Source organism: Brevibacillus panacihumi W25, from assembly GCF_000503775.1.
Lineage (GTDB): Bacteria > Bacillota > Bacilli > Brevibacillales > Brevibacillaceae > Brevibacillus > Brevibacillus panacihumi_A.
This window is the reverse complement of record NZ_KI629785.1, coordinates 475367-493422: the sequence shown is the minus strand read 5'-3', so window position 1 is coordinate 493422 and position 18056 is coordinate 475367. Positions and strand designations below refer to the sequence as shown.

Sequence of the window (18056 nt, the reverse complement as noted above, 5' to 3'; positions counted from 1 at the left end):
CGATGCCAACCGAAATGGATAGCACCGGCTTTTGATGCGGTTTACTTGCTGCCATTGCTGCGCCGAAGCTCTCGCAGCTTCAATTGCCGCATCCGCTCCTCGCGTACCTCCTGCCGATCGCGCAGGGTATGCTTGTTCAGCAAAAATTCGTTGGTCATGTCGCTGCTGCGGAACTCGGGCAGATGTCGCTGGCGGCATGCCTGTTGATAGCATTCCCGCAGGGCTTGAGAGGCGATGGGCAGATCCATGCGCTGATAAGGAAGCGATTGGTGCAAATCCTCCAGGCGCTGCTCCAGCAAACGCAGGAGGGTGATCGAATCCAGTCCCAATTCTTGAAGTTTCATTTGTTGCTTGTCAAGGATGTGAATCGCGCTGCTCAGCATTTTGATTGCACCGTTGAAGTTGCCGCGTCGATGGTGGTAAAGGGCTACGGCGATCTGGATCAACCCTACCCAGACGGGCTGGCGTTCATTTGCGGGTGCGCTTTTCCAATATTCTTCCAAGATCTCATGACATTCAAAATAATCCCGCTCTGCATGAAACTGGATCAGATATTCCAAATAGGGTTCAGGATACATTCCAATCACCTCACAGCTTGGTTTTCAACGGTCGTCTTGTATACTATTATAAAGGATAGACCGTTGAAATCGAGGTGCGAAGAAGAAATGACAAGAGATGAATTGCTGAAGGTACTGGAAAACAACCAGATGACCGAGGTCATCGAATTGATTGAGGATGCGGAAAATGGAGATTTGGAGGAGCTGGAATTGGCGGAAAGTCTGGGCTTGCTGCTCGACCCGGACCTCAATCGAGAAGTGCTTCAACTGCTGGAGAGCCTCGGAGTCACGATCATATATGTACAAGATGACGAAGAAGATGAGACGGACGAGGATGACCGCGAAGACAGCTAACTACATAATTAGGCAGCAGAAGAACCAACATGCGCAGCGGTTGGTTCTTCTTGATCTTGCCTGTTATTTTTGCGTCCAGACGCGATTCTTGTTGCGGGTTGCAGGGAACTTTTCTCCTCTGGCCAATTCGATGATCATTGGATCCTGCACACTGGATCCGGACTCGCCAATTTCCATGTAGACGCCGTTTTTAGGAGATTTTTCGCCCTCGCGAAAACGACTTTGCTCGCCCACGAATACACCTTCCTTCTTGCTGAATCTCTTGCCGCATATAGTATCTCCCGAGGCGAAGGCTTCATGCCAGGCTATGTATTGACGTTCTATTCCGAATTCATATACAGTTAGATCATTAATAGGCGGAGGGGTGTGTCCGTGTTTCGTCTCACCTTGCAGAAAGACTCAAATGTCTCGTATCACGAACAACTGTATCAACAGATCGCCGCCTCGATCCGAAGCGGGGAATTGTCACCGCACGAGCAGCTCCCTACGGTCAGAGAACTGGCTGCCCAGTTGAAAATCAACTACAATACCGTGCGCAGTGTCTACTTGCGCTTGCAGCAGGAAGGGATGGTAGATTCTCGGCAAGGACGGGGGACTATTGTCAGCAATGTGGTCAATGACCCGCTCATGACCCGCAACCCGGCCCATCTGGCTCTGCTGGCGAAAGAAACCCTGCACAAAATAAAAGCAATGGGTTATTCCCTCGATGAATTTTCCCGCGTCCTGTCCGCTGTCGTTCAGGAAGTGAATCAGTTTCCTGTTTTGTTTTTGCGGTATACCGAACTGGAGCTGGCAGAGTATTTGCGCTTGGTTCAATACCATCTGCCAAGCGCCATGGTCGAGGGAAGGACCTTTGAGGACTTTACCGAACGATTGGAGGAGGACCCCAGCTTTTTGCAGGAGTACAAGGCCATCGTCACACATCCATCGGCGAGCATGAAGATGCGTCAAATCATGCCGAGGGAAGCTCCGCCCGTCGTCAGCCTCGATTTTATCCCGGACCCGACAACCGTCATTCCTGCAATGGAGGCGTATCCACGACATACCAAAGTGGGTCTCATCTGTGCGACCATACGGGGAGCAGAGGGGATGATTCAGGATTTGCACAATGCAGGAATCAACCATTTGGAACTGCGCATCATCGAAGCCAATCACCCTGATGTCTTTGACATGATTGCCAACTGTGATGTTGTCTATATTTCCAAACCCGGATACATGACACGACCCCATCTGCTGACCCTGCCGAAGGTGAAAGAATACCAGGAAATTCCGGATTACCACGGCATCACCAAGCTGCGTAAGATTGTCACACAGTAAATCGTGATAAAGGCTGATTTTCCTAGGGACTAGACTGGTGTACCATGCGGATGACCACTTACCTACATACTTTGTTGATGTAACGATCAGGAGGGGGTGAGGTAATGGGTTGCGGATGCAGAAAGTCTAGTTGCCACAAGTGCTACTACAAAAAATGCTGCAAAAAGAAATACTACAAGAAACACTGTTACTACAAACCATATTACAAAACCGAATGCAGAAAAAGCTATGGTCATGGACATGGCCACAGTTGCGGTTGTGGTGGATACGGTGGATACGGATACGGCTCTTCTAGTCATGGTGGTTATGACAGCAAATACTAAGTTCATCGAGAGAAGGCGCCAACTATTTGGCGCTTTTTCGCCTTTTTTTGACTATTTGCGCTCCTTTTGAAGTATATTTTTATACAGGATCTTACTTTTGCAAAATGGAGGGTTGTGCATGAATGAGTATCTTGCATCGAGCAAGGAGGATCGGACGTGGGCCATGGTCGCGCATCTGTCCACTTTGTCCGGCAGCTTTATCCCGCTCGGCAATGTTCTTGGACCGCTGATCATCTGGCTGATCAAGCGTGAGGGAAGCGCCTTCGTCGATGCACATGGAAAAGAAGCATTGAATTTCAATCTGTCGATTACGATATATGCTGCCATTTCTACCGTGTTAATCTTCGTGTTGATTGGTGCTGTGCTGCTCTTTGGTCTTTTTGTGTTCTGGATCGTCTGTATGATCCTCGCCTGCATCAAGGCCAATGAGGGGAACATGTACCGCTATCCTCTAACCATACGCTTTATCAAGTAAGTCCTCCTGCTCCCATGGAGCGACTCGCCAAAGATGATGGAATTTTCCAACAAAAGCAGGAAGAGCAAACCCGCCCCACGAAATCATCTTGCAGGTAAACGGTGAAACGGGGTGGTGACAGCATGCTGTCGGGCATTACTGTGGTCGATTTTTCGCACCATCTTCCCGGACCCATCTGTACCATGCGACTTGCTGAACTTGGGGCTACGGTTCTTGAAGTACAACCGTATCCGCAAGATCCCTCTCCATTTTCCTCTATTGCAGGCGGTCCCGACAGGAAGACGGGTGCAAGTATTTTGCGCTCACATCGCAATCAAAAGAGCATCTCTCTGAATCTGCGCACGGTGGAGGGAAGATCGCTCGCATTTGCGTTGGCCAAGGAAGCGGATGTCGTGGTGGAAAGCTATCGCCCTGGCGTCTTGCGTCATCTGGGGTTGGATTATGATCGGTTGTGGGAGGTTCATCCATCTGTCATTTTTTGTTCTGTGACGCATTATGGACAGAGTGGCGACCTGTATCAATTGGGCAGCAGTGATTTGAATATCCAGGCCGTAAGCGGTTTTTTGTCCGCCGTTCGGGATGCTCAGGGGAGGCCTGTGGCAGGAGAGCTTCCATTGGCTGATTTCGCGGTGGGAGTCTATGCCAGCGAACAGATCTGTGCGGCATTGGTGCAGCGTGAGCGGACAGGCCGTGGCGCGTATCTGGATGTCGCATCTGCTGATCTGCTTTCCTACTGGTCAGGCCTACAAGCCCTTCTTGCAAAGAGCAGCCACACAGAACAGGAAAAAGTTGATTCATCCCGCGATTTTGTGGCTTATCAGGTCTATGAGACAGCTGAAGGTCAGTATGTAGCCCTCGCCGCCAGAGAAGAAAAATTCTGGCGCAACTTTTGCCGTGCTGTTGGACGAGCTGACTGGGAGACTATGCACACCGCAACAATCAGCGGAAATCATGATTTGTACGTGGAGTTGCGCGATTTGTTTTTGTCCCGGACGCAAGCGGAATGGAGTGAACTGGGAGCTGAGGTGGACTGCTGCTTGACTGCGGTTGAAGAATGGGCTGATTGGGCGGAGCATGCCTATGCTCGCAGCAGGGAGATTGCCGATACATTGCCGGAAGCGGAACCGGTAGGGCACGAAGACCACACTCATGAATGGCTGAAGAAAAAGCTGAGAATGACGGACGCATCATTGCGACGCCTGGAAGATATGGGCGTCATCCCTGTCCAGAAGTGATAAAAGGGGGACGTGAAGATGGAGGATCAAGAGAAGCAGATTCTTGTCGATAAGCGAGACGGAGTATGGACCATTACTCTGAACCGTCCGCAGGTGTTGAATGCCTTGACTGTCGAGATGTTTGGATTATTGCGTGACGTGATTGTGGAAGCGTCTGAAGAAGAGGAAGCCCACTTTATCGTGTTAAAAGGTGCAGGAGGCAACTTCTGTTCGGGAGCAGATTTGAGCGTGCTCGGATCGTTGAAAGAGGAAAGGCAGGCCCATGAAGCTCTGACCGTCATCAACGACTTGTTAACACGTCTACACCAGATGCCGAAGCCGGTGATAGCTGCTATTGATGGCGTAGCGGTGGGGGCAGGATTGAATTTGGCTTTGCATGCCGATTTTGTACTCGCTGCCAAGAGTGCACGCCTTCAGGAGCCATTTGTTCAAATTGGCTTGACGACCGATTTTGGCGGGACGTACCTGCTCCCGCGTCTAGTCGGGCTGGCACAGGCAAAGCGCTTGGCACTATTGGCAGATCCGATCTCAGGGGAAGAGGCAGAGCAGATCGGCTTGATCTACAAGGCGGTCCCGGCTGATCTTCTGGGTCAGGAAGTCGAGAACCTGCTTCGACGCTTGCGGCAATTGCCCAAGAAGGCGTATTCCGTCACAAAAGAAGGGCTCAATCAAAGTTTGCAGCATGATCTGGGCCATATGCTGGCGTGGGAAAAAGAACAGCAGCCCGCTTTGTTGCAGCATCCGGAGTTCGCAGCCCTCATTCGTGCAAAAATGAAGCGATAACAACTGGAAAGAATATCCGTTGAGCCTTTCAGCATTCTGTGATACAGTAAGAGCAACAACTTCCTGCGATGTACGTAAGGCCGTAAATGTTTCTAACCTTATACGTGTTATTCGGGAGACGAAAATTCGCTGTAGATGTCAAGCCCACCTCCTGTTGGGATGCATGGGAAGGCAGAAGCGCGAAATAGTGTCACCCACCTGTGTGAGCGCAGGTTATAGAAACATGAGGTCAACGGCAGAGCGGGTACACGAAGAATGCGAAACCACCTGGAACATCGTTTCCGGGTGGTTTTTTTGGTATCCTGTCCCTTCGAAAGGCAGGACTGGACGTATTCCTTTCCCTTGATTACTGGCTTTTTCCCTGTCCCTTTTGGCCCTGTTGACCTTGCTGTCCTTGCTGGTCTCCCTGCTGAACAATGGTTAGGGACTGGTGCAGAGAGTTGGTATCCTTGGCATCCTGGAGAATCTGATACATCTGCAAAAAGTTTGCCTTTTGTCCTTCCGGGATTCCCTTGATGCGTACCGTCATTTCTTGGGGGCCGTTTTTTTGCTGTCCCTGCTGCTGCTGGGAGCCCGACTTGTTGTCATTGCCGCCCCCCATCGGTTCGTCGAGAAAGCTCAGGAACATGGAATCGTTTTCTTCGCTGTTTTGTGATTCTCCGTTGTGGGCATTGCTCTGCTGCTGATCTTGACCCTGCCCTTGGTCGCCTTGCTGCTGTTGATCGAAGAGGACGCTGAACTCATTCAAGTCTGTCTGGATGATGCCAATCACGTTCATTTCGATGCTCCTTTCAGGAAGTCACCCTGGATGTTTGGTGTGGTGTACGCCTTTACGCTGGAGATAGCCGTGGAAGAAATACTCCTCCACCCCGATGATCAAGGATGTCAACAATAGACCAGACAACGCGAAGGTCTGATTAAAAAGGGAGCAGCTCGCCCAGAACAAGGCGAACACAAGGATAAAATCCGCTGTAGTCGCTAATGTATTATTCGTACTGGGCAAGATCAGCAAATCGCCAATCGCGTAGGCGATCAGGCTGATAATCACGCTGGCTACAATAGCAAAAGCAAGGGAAGTCCCTGACCACCAGAGTCCAGGAATCGCCACAATACCGTTAGATACGAGCTTGATCAGGATGTTCAATTCTGGAACTCCTCCTTTCACATGCTCTTAGTATGAGCGTTGCCCCCGCTGCTATGCGTTTCCTTTGGCGTTCGTTTTCAACCTGTGGACCAAGGCTTCTTCAGGTGTCACGTAGACAGTTTTTTGTTGTTCATAGATACAGAATCCCGGTTTTGAGCCACTGGGTTTTTTTACATGTTTGACCAAGGTGTAGTCTACCGGGACTTGGCTTCCCTGCTGTGCGCGGCTGAAAAAGGCCGCCAGATTGGCTGCTTCCAGCAAGGTTTGTTCCGAGTACTGCCGTGAACGGATAACGACGTGGGACCCAGGAATATCCTTGGTATGCAGCCAGGTGTCTTGAGGAGATGCCAGCTTGTTGGTCAGATAATCATTTTGCTTGTTATTCTTGCCGACTAGTATTTCGGTACCGTCAGAAGAAATGTATTTTTCTAGAGCAGGCTTCGTATCCTTCTTTTTGCGCATGCCTCGTTTTTTGCGGTCACGCATGTATCCTTGCTCGACCAGTTCCTCGCGAATTTCTTCGGCCTCCTGCAAGCTGGCATGCTCCAGCTGTCCCAACAATCCATCGAGGTAGAGGATTTCCGTTCTTGCTTGCTCGATCTGCTCGTTGACGACCTGAATGCTGTTTTTTGCCTTGTTGTACCGCTTGTAATAGGATTGCAGGTTTTCCGACGGAGTCTTCAGAGGGTCGAGTGGAATGGTTATGGTCCCCCCGGCTTCGTCGTACCAATTGACAGTCACCAGCTCCTTGTCGCCGCGCTTGATTTGATGCATATTGGCCGTGATCATTTCACCGTACAGGCGGAACTGCTCAGCGTCCCTGGCATCTTCTAGCGTCTGCAGGAGTTTTTCGATTTTTTTCTCGTTCTTGTTCCGTTCCCCCGTGACGAAGCGGATGAGATCATGGGCGCGCTGCTTGACCGTATCACGCAGAGCTTTTCCTTCGTAGTAAGCCTGCAGGCAAGCCTGGACCGTGGGATAAGGCGTGAGGGCTTCCGCTTCAAGGTGGGTCAGCTCTACCACATGAAAATACGATTTCTCCCGGGTTGTCACGATCATGGGTGTATAACGCTGAGCGAGCAGGTCGTCCCGGATAGCGGAAAAAGCTTCCCAAAGGCTGTCTCGTGTAGCCAGTCCCGCTCTATAAACAATTTCCTTTGCCAAAAGGGGACTTACCCCTGTATAGGCATCGACAAGCTGCTTGTCCAAGCGTCCGGTGTTCCAGTCAAGAGAGGTGATAAACGCCATCTTGTCTACTTCAAAGAGATCGCGCTTGTTTTGGCCCGGCGGGGACACATAGGGACGGCCCGGAATAACCTGTCGGTACTGGCTGATCGCCAGGGTGACGTGCATGGCACTGTCCAGTATTGTACCGGAAGCGGGATCTACGAGAATGATGTTGCTGTGTTTTCCCATGACTTCCATGATGATTCTGCGCACCGTCGTGTCTCCCAGCTCATCGCGAGTGCGCACGTCGATGTGGATGATGCGTTCCATGCCGATTTGCTCGATGGATTCGATCATCCCGCCTTCGCAATGCTTTCGCAGCAGCATGCAGAACATCGGGGCTTCCAGCGGGTTGGTAAACTCCTCTGTCGTCACATGGATGCGCGGATAGGTGGGATTTGCGGAGAGCAAGAGCTTGACGTTCTCACCTTGCGTACGAACCTGCAAAACGATATCGCTATGGTGGGGCTGATGAATCTTGGATATGCGCCCACCGACCAATCTATGTAATTCCTGTGCTACAGCACGGGTGACTACGCCATCGAATGCCACTTGGATTCACCTCGTTCAAATTGGTTGCATGATGCCTTCACAGTGTAGCATAAAACGACTGTAGAGGGAGGAATGTTGTATCCTTATCACCTCCATGAGTTGACACTGCAAATAGTTGTCTCCTATAATAAATTAACGATTTTTTGGTCGTGGCTCCTAGTCCTCTTGGCAGCTTGTCTGCCGTGAATCCGACAAAATCGAGACGGAATCCAGTGACGGAAGTGAATGCGATGGTACGAAGCATGACAGGGTATGGACGGAAAGAGGATGAAAAAGGAGCATTGCGTGTAACGGTGGAGATCCGTTCGGTCAATCATCGTTTTTCGGACATACTGGTTCGTTTACCCAAAGCCTGGACAATGCTTGAGGATTCGGTTCGCAAACAGGTCGCGTCTTTTGTTCGGCGCGGACGCGTTGACGTGGCGATTGCGCTGGAAGGGGAAGCGGCCGAGACGAGATCGGAAGTTGAGATCGATTGGCATCTCGCCAATCAATTCGTGCAGATTGCCAGGGAGATGGGTGAGCGCTTTTCACTGGAGACGCCATTGACACCCAAGGACCTGCTGCTTTTGCCTGGTGTCGTACATACCAAAGATGGCAAAGAACATGCCGAGAAGGATACAGGGGACTGGATCCTTGATGCTGTGAGAGCGGCGGCCGAAGATTTACTGGCGATGAAACAAGCGGAGGGAACCCAACTCCAAATGGATTTGTCCAAGAGGCTTTCGCAGATCAGGGAGTGGGTAAGCCAGCTTCAAGAGCTTGTTCCACAGGCCAGCGAGGAGTATCGCAAACGTCTTCAACAGCGAATGGCTGACATGCTAAACCAGGTATCTGTAGAACTGGACCCGCAGCGCATCGTGCAGGAAGTCGCTATTTTTGCCGAACGAAGCGACATCAGCGAAGAGGTGACGCGGCTGCAAAGCCACTGCCTCCAATTTTCCGAGCAGCTCGGACGCGATGACGCGATAGGTCGAGGACTTGATTTTCTCTTGCAGGAAATGAACCGGGAAGCAAATACCATTGCTTCCAAAGCAAATCATTTACATATTCAGCACCTGGCTGTCGATATCAAGACAGAACTGGAAAAGATGAGAGAGCAAGTTCAGAACATCGAGTAGGACGAAAGGATGGGCTGGGCCGCATGGCAATCAAGCTAATCAATATTGGATTTGGCAACATCGTGAACGCCAACCGCATCATCTCCATTGTAAGCCCTGAATCTGCTCCGATCAAACGGATCATTCAGGAGGCGCGGGACCGCAACATGCTGGTGGACGCGACTTATGGCAGACGGACGCGAGCGGTGATTATCACGGACAGCGATCACGTCATTTTGTCCGCCGTGCAGCCGGAGACGGTCGCACAGAGACTGACGACGAAAGATGATGAATCGGACGAATAAGTAGGAGTGTAAATCATGGATATGGCTGATCGTGGTCTCCTTTTGATTCTCTCCGGACCTGCAGGAGTGGGGAAGGGTACCGTCTGCAAAGCCCTTCGTGAACGTATGCCTGATCTGGTGTACTCCGTTTCTGCAACGACGCGCCAGCCGCGTCCCGGAGAAGTAGAGGGAGTCAATTACTTTTTCAAGAGCAAGGAAGAATTCCGCCGCATGATCGAGCAAGACGAATTGCTCGAGTGGGCAGAATACGTGGGAAATTACTACGGAACGCCGCGTGCCTTTGTGGATGCGATGCTGGCTTCCGGGCGCGATGTCATTTTGGAGATCGAAGTCCAGGGTGCCTTGCAGGTAAAAGAAAAGTTTCCCCAGGGGACGTTTTTGTTCCTCGCTCCTCCAGATCTGGAAGTACTGGAAAACCGGATCATCGGCCGCGGCACGGAGTCCGAGGAAACGATTCGCAAGCGGATGGAAGTGGCGCGTGCGGAGATCGAGTTGATGGACCATTACGATTACGTCGTGGTCAATGATGAAATTGATTGGGCGTGCGACCGGATTCAGGCGATCATCACTGCCGAGCATCTGAAGCGGGAGCGCCAGGTTCACAAATATCGCAAATGGTTGAAGGAGGTTCGATAATCATGTTGTATCCATCGATTGATGAACTGACTGCGAAAGCGGAGAGCAAGTACATTCTGGTGACAGTCGCATCCAAACGTGCGCGCCAGCTTCGGGAGAACAGCCCGATGCAAGTCGCAAAACCAAAGTCGAAAAAATACGTCGGGATGGCATTGGAAGAAATGATTTCCGATGAACTCGTGTACGAGAATAAAGACACGCGCAAATAGGGCAAAACCTCGTAAAAACAACCTCAAGCAGGTTGTTTTTTTCGGATGAGGAGCTTTCTTGAAAAGGGGAGAATGAGATGCATTCGCTTGACTCGCTAGAGGGAAAACGAATTGTGCTCGGTGTTTCCGGAGGGATTGCTGCATACAAGGCCGCTGCTTTGACGAGCAAGCTGACACAGGCAGGGGCGACCGTCCATGTGATCATGACCAAGCATGCAGTGGAATTTGTTCAGCCGTTGACGTTTCAGGCCTTGTCCCATCAGCCTGTGCACACGGATGTTTTTGCGGAGCCCGACCCGCATGTAATCAGCCATATCGATCTGGCAGACAGGGCAGACTTGATACTTGTAGCTCCTGCGACAGCCAATGTCATCGCGAAAATGGCGCACGGTCTTGCTGACGATATGCTGACGACAACCGTCCTGGCCACGAAGGCTCCGGTCCTGGTGGCTCCAGCGATGAATGTGAACATGTACGACCATCCGGCAACACAGGCCAATATGCGCCAGCTTGCGGAATATGGCTATCGATTTATCGAGCCTGGGGAAGGGTTGCTTGCCTGTGGCTGGGTAGGAAAAGGACGTCTGGCAGAGCCGGAAGAAATCGTCGCGGCGGTCGCAGCCTTTTTTGCCGAGCAAAGGCAAGTGGACTGTACAGACAAGGACTTGAGCGGAAAAACCGTGCTGGTAACGGCTGGTCCGACGAGAGAAAAAATCGACCCGGTGCGCTATATTACCAATCACGCTTCGGGCAAGATGGGCTACGCGATTGCGGAAGCGGCACGGGACCGCGGAGCGCACGTCATCCTGGTGAGCGGCCCGACTTCTTTGCCGCAGCCTGCAGGAGTGCGCTTTGTCGCTGTGGAGTCGGTGCAGGAAATGTTCGATGCGGTCATGCGTGATTTGCCTGAAAGCGACATCGTAATCAAGTCTGCTGCAGTCTCGGATTATCGGCCGAAAACGGTACATGAGCATAAAATGAAAAAAGGCGATGGCCCGCTCGTCCTGGAGTTGGACAAGGCACCAGATATCTTGAAAACCATAGGAGAGCGAAAAACCAAGCAGTTTGTGGTCGGGTTCGCTGCCGAGACGCAGAATTTGACAGAAAATGCCAAATCCAAGCTCGAGCGCAAAAACCTGGATATGATCGTCGCCAACAATGTGCTGACAGAAGGCGCCGGGATGGGCAGCGACACCAATATCGTCACGCTGATGGCCCGTTCCGGCGAACAGGTGGAGCTGGCCAAAATGAGCAAGCGCGCCGTAGCGGACAAGCTTTTGGATGCCATTCTTCTCTTGTCGGAGCAGCGGTCGCTGCGTGAGCTGTCATGATTGCACAGGTTATCGTGGATGTGCCGGTCAGTCGGACCAACCGGCCGTTTGACTATCGCGTACCCGGATGGCTAAGTCCGCTCATACACGTGGGAAGCCGTGTGGTGGTGCCGTTTGGTCCGCGCAAGCTGCAGGGGTATGTCATCGGAATCACGGAGGACGACGGACCTGAGGAGGCCCTTCATCGGCTCAAAGATGTGGAGCAGGTCATGGATGACACACCTCCGCTGACACCCGAACTGTTGAAGATGAGCGAGTGGATGTCCAGGCAGTATCTGTGTCCCTGGGTGACGGCTGTACAGGCGATGCTGCCGGCCGTTCTCAAAGGCAAGGCGCAGAAATGGCTGACCGCGAGCGATCTTTTGGACGAAGAGACATGCTCCAGGTCGGGGCTTCTTTGGGAGCTGTACCGCAAGCGCCAATTGCCGCTTGCAGAGGTGGAGAAGCAGTTCCCGGACGAGTTTATGCTGGTGCCGGGCTGGATTCACAGCGGTCTGCTGTCGACGGAGTACCAGGTAAGGGACCGGATCACGAAAAAACAGCAAAGCTTTGTGAGAAGCCTTTTGACGCCCCAGCAATTGTCGGAGTCTCTGGCTTCTCTATCGGCTCGAGCCGAGCAGATGCGCAGAGTGCTGGAGGTGTTTCTTCAGCACCCGGAGCAATCCTTTTCGGTACAGACTATGCGCGACGAATTCGGGATCAACCGCTCTGCCTTGAAAGGCTTGGAGGCAAAAGGGTGGATCGCGATCGAGCAGGTCGAGATATACCGCGATCCGTATGCAAATCGCCGATTTCAGGAGAAACAGAAGCCGGATTTTACCCCGCTGCAACTCCAGGCACTGGAACCGATCATCACTTCCATCAAGGAGTCGAGCTACGCATCGTATCTTCTGCACGGTGTCACCGGGAGCGGCAAGACAGAGGTGTACCTCGAAGCCATCGAGCACACCCTGATGAAAGGGCGGGAAGCGATCTTCCTCGTGCCGGAAATTTCGCTGACACCGCAGATGGTGGAGCGTTTCAAGGCGCGCTTTGGTGCGGATGTGGCTGTGCTGCACAGCGCATTGTCGCAGGGAGAGCGCTATGACGAGTGGCGCAAAATCATCCGTAAAGAGGTAAAGGTAGTGGTCGGGGCGCGCTCCGCGATCTTTGCCCCTTTTGAAAATGTCGGACTGATTGTGATCGACGAAGAGCATGAAAGCTCCTACAAACAAGAAGAGACGCCCCGCTATCATGCACGTGAAGTCGCCTTGTGGCGGGCCAAAGAGAACAATGCGGTCCTCTTGATGGGCAGCGCCACTCCGGCACTGGAGACGTACGCCCTGGCGACGCGAGGCAGGTATAAGCTTCTCAAGATGCCTGATCGCGTGGGCAACCGCCCCATGCCGCAAGTCCACGTCGTCGATATGCGCGAGGAATTGCACAGCGAGAACCGCTCCATGTTCAGCCGCCTTTTGCATGAAATGATCGCGGACAGGCTGAAGAAGCAGGAGCAGATGGTCATCTTTTTGAACCGCCGCGGTTTTTCCACATTTGTCATGTGCCGTTCCTGCGGATACACCATGCGCTGCGTCCATTGCGACATCTCGCTCACCTATCACAAAAGCAATCATACGGCGCGCTGCCACTACTGCGGGTATACGATTCCGCAGCCATCGCATTGTCCGGAGTGCCAAAGCGAGCATATCCGCTTCTTCGGGACAGGGACGCAGAAGGTGGAAGCAGAGCTGGCGAAGCTCTTCCCCGGTATTCGCGTCATTCGCATGGACGTGGACACGACTTCGCGAAAAGGCTCCCATGAGGAGCTGCTGAGCAAGTTCCGCCAAGGCCAGGGCGATGTCCTGCTCGGGACCCAGATGATCGCCAAAGGGCTGGATTTTCCGCGCGTAACGCTGGCAGGAATTATTGCGGCGGATACCTCCTTGCACCTGCCGGATTTTCGCGCTGCGGAGAAGACCTTCCAACTGCTGACGCAGGTCGGCGGCCGGGCGGGGCGCCACGAGCTGGAGGGGGATGTGGTTATTCAGACCTACACCCCGGAGCACTACAGCATCCAGCACGCCACCAGACACGATTATCCGGCCTTTTATGAAGACGAGATGCTGCAGCGTCGCAGGACCGGTTATCCCCCGTATTTCCGGCTCGTGCTGATCACCTTCAGCCATGAAGAGGTTCCGGTCGTCGTGCGGGGAGCGCATGTCATGGGAGATTTTTTGCGGCAAAAAGTAGCGCAGACGACCATTCTGCTCGGACCCGTCGCTTCTCCGATCGCACGGGTAAAGGATAGATTTCGATTTCAGATCATGCTAAAATATCGGGATGAACCGAATGTGGCCGAATTGCTGGCACAAGCGACGGCTGTATTTGAAGAGTGGAACAAACAGCAGAAGGTACTGATGACGATTGACGTCGATCCTTACGTACTGCTTTAGGGAGGATATAATACAAATGGCTATTCGCACCATCGTCAAACATCCGGATCCAATCCTGCGGGAAAAAGCGATCGTGGTGACCAAATTCAACGCAAATCTGCACAAGCTGCTGGACGACATGGCAGACACGATGTATGACGCCAATGGCGTAGGGCTTGCTGCCCCACAGGTCGGCATCTCCAAACGCGTCATCGTCATGGATTGCGGCGACGGCTTGATCGAACTCGTCAATCCCGAGATCGTCGAGCATGAAGGAGAGCAAATCGATTATCCGGAAGGCTGCCTGAGTATTCCAGGATTGCGCGGTGAAGTCCGCCGCCATCAGTGGATCAAGGTGCGCGGTCAGGATCGCCTGGGCAATCACGTGGAGCTGGAAGCGGAAGATCTGCTGTCCCGCTGCGCTCAGCACGAGATCGACCACTTGAACGGCGTACTGTTCATTGATGTGGCAGACAAGGTGTACCCGGTGAGCCCGGACGAGGAAGGGGAATAATTCGCTTTGGATAAAACTCGCATCCTGTTTATGGGAACGCCTGATTTCGCTGTATCCAGTCTGGATGCGCTGATGGAAGCAGGCTATCACGTCATCGGAGTGGTCACACAGCCTGACCGCCCCGTAGGACGCAAACAAGTCATGACCCCGCCGCCTGTAAAAGAGGCGGCTATCCGTCATGGGCTTCCAGTCTTGCAGCCGGAGCGGATCAAGACAGAGGAAGCCTTGGCAGAAGTGCTGGCGCTTGAGCCGGACTTGATCGTGACAGCGGCGTATGGACAGATCTTGCCGAAAAAGCTGCTGGAAGCGCCCCGCTTTGGCTGCATCAACGTCCATGCTTCCTTGCTGCCCAAATACCGGGGAGGCGCCCCGATCCACAAATGTATCGTGGAAGGCGAAAAAGAGTCCGGCGTCACGATCATGTACATGGTGGAGGCGCTGGATGCAGGGGATATGCTCAGCAAGGTCATCGTCCCGATCGAGGAACGGGATACGGTAGGGAGTCTTCACGACAAGCTGGCGGTCGCTGGTTCCGGTTTACTCATCGATACACTCCCGGCCCTTTTGGCGGGCGAATTGAAGGCAGAGGCACAAGACCATGAAGCCGCTACCTTTGCTCCCAATATCAAAAGGTCCGATGAGCGCATCGATTGGTCGCGCACAGCGGAGCAGATTTACAACCAAGTGCGCGGTTTGAACCCTTGGCCGGTCGCTTTTACGAGCTATCAAGGCAAGGTGTGGAAAGTATGGTGGGTGGAAAAAGTCCAAACTACGGGCTCCGCAGAGGCACCTGGCACCATCCTCGCACGGGAAGAGGATGGCCTGGTCATAGCCTGTGGGAGTGGCGCGGTAAAAATAACCGAGCTTCAGCCAGAGGGCAAGAAGCGGATGAGTGCTCTTGACTTTTTGCGCGGAGCGGGCAACAGCATCGAAATCGGCACAAAGGTAGGAGAATAGCCCGTGGCAAAAAAAGGTGCACGTGAACTGGCACTTGATGTGCTGAATCGAGTGGAAGAACAGAAATCCTACAGCAACCTGGAATTGAAGTCTGTATTGGACAAGGCAGATTTGAGTGCGGCAGATGCGGGGCTGGTAACCGAGCTGGTCTATGGAACGATTCAGCGCAAAATGACGCTTGATTTCGTCCTGTCCCATTTTGTCGGGGGCAAAAAGCTTCAGGCTTGGGTACGCAATCTGCTTCGCTTGAGCCTGTACCAGATTCGTTATCTGGATCGGATTCCCGAACGGGCGGCGGTGCATGAAGCAGTTGAAATCGCCAAACGCCGCGGCCACCAAGGTATCGCCTCGATGGTCAATGGCGTCTTGCGCAATGTCCTGCGCCAGCCAGATGCATGGGAGCGTGAACCGCAGGGAGACCTCGCGGAACGCTTGGCTGTCACATATTCCCACCCGCAATGGCTGGTCCGTCAGTGGCTGGACGTATACGGCGAGGAGACGACACGTGCGATCTGCGACGCGAACAATCAAGCGCCGCACAGCTCTATTCGGGTCAACCGTCTGAAAACGACCCGGGAAGCCTTGCTGTCCCACTTGCAGGAAGAAGGCAAAGCAGCAGAAGCCTCAGCGCTTGCCCCGGATGGTATCCTGCTGGCGGGAGGCAATGCTGCCGGGACAAGCTGGTTCCAAAAAGGGTATTGCACGATTCAGGACGAAAGCTCTATGCTGGTGGCCTTGGCTGTAGCGCCAAAGGCTGGCATGCGCGTGCTGGATGCGTGTGCGGCTCCGGGAGGGAAGACGACGCATCTTGCTGAACGGATGGACAACCAGGGCGAAATCGTAGCCAGCGATGTGCATCCACACAAGCGGGAGTTGATCGTTCAGACAGCGAATCGTCTTGGCATCGATATTATTGATGCGATTGTCAGCGACGCGCTCGAACTGCCGGATCGGAATTTGGGCAGCTTCGACCGAATCCTGCTGGATGCCCCGTGCTCTGGTTTTGGCGTCATTCGCCGCAAGCCGGATCTCAAGTGGAACAAAACTCCCCAGGATGTCAAAGAGATTGCCAAGCTGCAGTATGAGCTACTGGTACGACTCTCGTCCATGCTTGCCCCGGAAGGACTCCTGGTCTACAGCACCTGCACGATCGAGCCTGCGGAAAATCAGGAGATCGTCAAGCGTTTTGTAGCGGAACATCCTGATTTTGTCCTGGATGAGACGCTTGCCGACGACATGCCTCAGCCGGTCCGGGACAAGCTGGATCCGTCCAAGGGTTTTTTGCAGATCTTGCCCCAGGATTTCGACAGCGACGGCTTTTTTATCGCCCGTTTGAAGCGGAAAAGATAATCGAAGGGGCGGCATGCTCGTAATCGAGGGTGCTGCTCCTTTTTGCCGTTTGTTTGCACAAGCGCGGATTGGTTTACACTAGGTAAAGCGACGCAATTGCGCAATTGGCGGGGAAAACCGTTTGAAGACAGGCGTCAGGCAGGGTACAATGAAAAAATGACGATGCCAAGTTGCATTGATTTTGAGGATGTGAAAACAGCAATGCCAATAACAACATTTACTAGCGCCAAGCCGCTCATCTACAGTCTGACCCTCGATGAAATGAAGGATTGGCTGGTAGAGGCGGGGGATAAACCGTTTCGCGCCCAACAAATTTTTGATTGGTTGTATGTGAAACGCGTTGCTTCCTTTGACGAGATGAGCAATATATCCAAGGATTTGCGCCAAAAACTGGAGAGTACCTTTCGCATGGATCCGCTCAAGGAGATCATGCATCAGGAGTCGCAGGATGGAACAATCAAGTTCCTGTTCCAACTGATCGACGGCCATGCAATCGAGACCGTCATCATGCGCCATAACTACGGCAACAGCATCTGCGTGACCACACAGGTGGGCTGCCGGATCGGGTGTACGTTCTGTGCGTCCACTTTGGGCGGGTTAAAACGCAACCTTGACGCCGGTGAGATCGTCTCACAAGTATTGATGGCGCAACGCAAGCTGGATGCCCAGGGAGAGCGTGTCAGCCATGTGGTCGTCATGGGGATTGGCGAGCCTTTTGAAAATTTCGAGAGCCTGATGGGTTTTTTGTCCATTATCAACGACAATCGCGGGCTGAATATCGGGGCGCGCCACATCACCGTCTCGACGAGCGGCATCGTGCCGAAAATCTACGAGTTCGCGGAAAGAGGCGGGCAGGTCAATCTGGCTATTTCCCTGCATGCGCCCAACACCGAGCTGAGAAGCCAGCTTATGCCGATCAATCGCGGTTTTCCGCTCGATACGTTGATGGAGGCGTGCCGTCATTACATCAACAAGACCGGTCGTCGCATCAGTTTTGAGTACGGCCTGTTCGGCGGTAAAAACGACCAGCCGGAGCATGCCGAAGAGCTGGCCCGTTTGATTGGAGATATGCTTTGCCACGTAAACTTGATTCCCGTCAATTACGTGCCGGAGCGGGATTATGTGCGTACACCGCGCAATGAAATTTTTCAGTTCAAACGAATTTTGGAGGACAAGGGAATCAATGTGACCATCAGACGTGAACACGGCAGTGATATCGCCGCTGCATGTGGGCAGTTGAGGGCGCAACACGCTAAAGAAACCGTGGGGTGACGTG

General features: G+C 52.9%; 20 protein-coding genes and 1 other RNA gene. 16 read left to right on the top strand and 5 right to left on the bottom strand.

The features are described from left to right. Nucleotides 1–41: 41 nt before the first annotated feature. The gene (locus tag T458_RS43295; protein WP_023557328.1) at nt 42–578 is read right to left on the bottom strand and encodes a DUF309 domain-containing protein; all 537 of its coding nucleotides are present in this window, start codon (nt 576–578) and stop codon (nt 42–44) included. Nucleotides 579–665: 87 nt separating this feature from the next. On the opposite strand from T458_RS43295, the gene T458_RS43290 reads away from it, so the two are divergent. Then, entirely contained in the window at nt 666–911 is a 246-nt protein-coding gene (locus T458_RS43290; protein ID WP_023557327.1) for a hypothetical protein, read from the top strand. 63 nt (nt 912–974) lie between these two features. Here T458_RS43290 and T458_RS56545 read toward each other — a convergent pair whose 3' ends face one another. Then, nucleotides 975–1145, bottom strand: a complete 171-nt coding sequence (locus T458_RS56545; protein ID WP_023557326.1) for a YjzC family protein — start codon at nt 1143–1145, stop codon at nt 975–977. A gap of 138 nt (nt 1146–1283) precedes the next feature. Here T458_RS56545 and T458_RS43285 point away from each other — a divergent pair, with 138 nt between their 5' ends. The 5 genes from T458_RS43285 (at nt 1284) to ssrS (ending at nt 5295) form a co-directional block, all read left to right on the top strand. Beyond that, complete coding sequence (locus T458_RS43285; RefSeq protein WP_023557325.1) at nt 1284–2228, top strand: GntR family transcriptional regulator; 945 nt, start codon at nt 1284–1286, stop codon at nt 2226–2228. 441 nt (nt 2229–2669) lie between these two features. Beyond that, entirely contained in the window at nt 2670–3026 is a 357-nt protein-coding gene (locus tag T458_RS43280) for a DUF4870 domain-containing protein (protein WP_023557323.1), read from the top strand. A gap of 122 nt (nt 3027–3148) precedes the next feature. Continuing rightward, nucleotides 3149–4261 carry a CaiB/BaiF CoA transferase family protein gene (locus tag T458_RS43275; protein ID WP_023557322.1) on the top strand — a complete coding sequence of 371 codons (1113 nt, stop codon included), beginning with the start codon at nt 3149–3151 and terminating at the stop codon, nt 4259–4261. 18 nt (nt 4262–4279) lie between these two features. After that, complete coding sequence (locus T458_RS43270; protein WP_023557321.1) at nt 4280–5044, top strand: enoyl-CoA hydratase/isomerase family protein; 765 nt, start codon at nt 4280–4282, stop codon at nt 5042–5044. 57 nt (nt 5045–5101) lie between these two features. Beyond that, nucleotides 5102–5295: non-coding RNA, 6S RNA (ssrS, locus tag T458_RS56540), on the top strand. A 95-nt stretch (nt 5296–5390) separates the two neighbouring features. Here the strand turns inward: ssrS and T458_RS43265 are convergent. The 3 genes from T458_RS43265 to T458_RS43255 are packed head-to-tail and all read right to left on the bottom strand — an operon-like array spanning nt 5391 to nt 7967. Beyond that, nucleotides 5391–5822, bottom strand: a complete 432-nt coding sequence (locus tag T458_RS43265) for a hypothetical protein (RefSeq protein WP_023557320.1) — start codon at nt 5820–5822, stop codon at nt 5391–5393. Nucleotides 5823–5843: 21 nt separating this feature from the next. Then, nucleotides 5844–6188, bottom strand: a complete 345-nt coding sequence (locus T458_RS43260; protein WP_023557319.1) for a DUF2512 family protein — start codon at nt 6186–6188, stop codon at nt 5844–5846. 51 nt (nt 6189–6239) lie between these two features. Next, nucleotides 6240–7967, bottom strand: a complete 1728-nt coding sequence (locus tag T458_RS43255) for an Rqc2 family fibronectin-binding protein (protein ID WP_023557318.1) — start codon at nt 7965–7967, stop codon at nt 6240–6242. 230 nt (nt 7968–8197) lie between these two features. Here T458_RS43255 and T458_RS43250 point away from each other — a divergent pair, with 230 nt between their 5' ends. The 10 genes from T458_RS43250 to rlmN all read left to right on the top strand — a co-directional run bounded on the left by T458_RS43250 (nt 8198) and on the right by rlmN (nt 18052). After that, nucleotides 8198–9088, top strand: coding sequence for a YicC/YloC family endoribonuclease (locus T458_RS43250; protein WP_023557317.1), 891 nt, complete (start codon nt 8198–8200; stop codon nt 9086–9088). 23 nt (nt 9089–9111) lie between these two features. Beyond that, complete coding sequence (gene remA / locus T458_RS43245; RefSeq protein WP_015891999.1) at nt 9112–9372, top strand: extracellular matrix/biofilm regulator RemA; 261 nt, start codon at nt 9112–9114, stop codon at nt 9370–9372. Nucleotides 9373–9387: 15 nt separating this feature from the next. Then, nucleotides 9388–10008: a guanylate kinase gene (gene gmk, locus T458_RS43240; protein WP_023557316.1), complete on the top strand. Its 621-nt coding sequence runs from the start codon at nt 9388–9390 to the stop codon at nt 10006–10008. A gap of 2 nt (nt 10009–10010) precedes the next feature. Continuing rightward, on the top strand, nt 10011–10217 hold the full coding sequence (rpoZ, locus tag T458_RS43235) for a DNA-directed RNA polymerase subunit omega (RefSeq protein ID WP_023557315.1): 207 nt from the start codon (nt 10011–10013) through the stop codon (nt 10215–10217). A 77-nt stretch (nt 10218–10294) separates the two neighbouring features. Beyond that, on the top strand, nt 10295–11548 hold the full coding sequence (gene coaBC / locus T458_RS43230; RefSeq protein ID WP_023557314.1) for a bifunctional phosphopantothenoylcysteine decarboxylase/phosphopantothenate--cysteine ligase CoaBC: 1254 nt from the start codon (nt 10295–10297) through the stop codon (nt 11546–11548). Further along, entirely contained in the window at nt 11545–13980 is a 2436-nt protein-coding gene (priA, locus tag T458_RS43225; RefSeq protein ID WP_023557313.1) for a primosomal protein N', read from the top strand. Before coaBC ends, priA begins: the two co-directional genes overlap by 4 nt. A 16-nt stretch (nt 13981–13996) precedes the next feature. Further along, nucleotides 13997–14473, top strand: a complete 477-nt coding sequence (def, locus tag T458_RS43220; protein WP_023557312.1) for a peptide deformylase — start codon at nt 13997–13999, stop codon at nt 14471–14473. Between the two features lie 6 nt (nt 14474–14479). Continuing rightward, nucleotides 14480–15430, top strand: coding sequence for a methionyl-tRNA formyltransferase (fmt, locus tag T458_RS43215; RefSeq protein ID WP_023557311.1), 951 nt, complete (start codon nt 14480–14482; stop codon nt 15428–15430). A gap of 3 nt (nt 15431–15433) precedes the next feature. Next, nucleotides 15434–16780 (top strand): 16S rRNA (cytosine(967)-C(5))-methyltransferase RsmB, encoded by a 1347-nt coding sequence (gene rsmB / locus T458_RS43210; protein WP_023557310.1) that lies wholly within the window; start codon nt 15434–15436, stop codon nt 16778–16780. Nucleotides 16781–16981: 201 nt separating this feature from the next. Continuing rightward, on the top strand, nt 16982–18052 hold the full coding sequence (rlmN, locus tag T458_RS43205) for a dual-specificity RNA methyltransferase RlmN (RefSeq protein ID WP_031305876.1): 1071 nt from the start codon (nt 16982–16984) through the stop codon (nt 18050–18052). Nucleotides 18053–18056 lie beyond the last annotated feature (4 nt).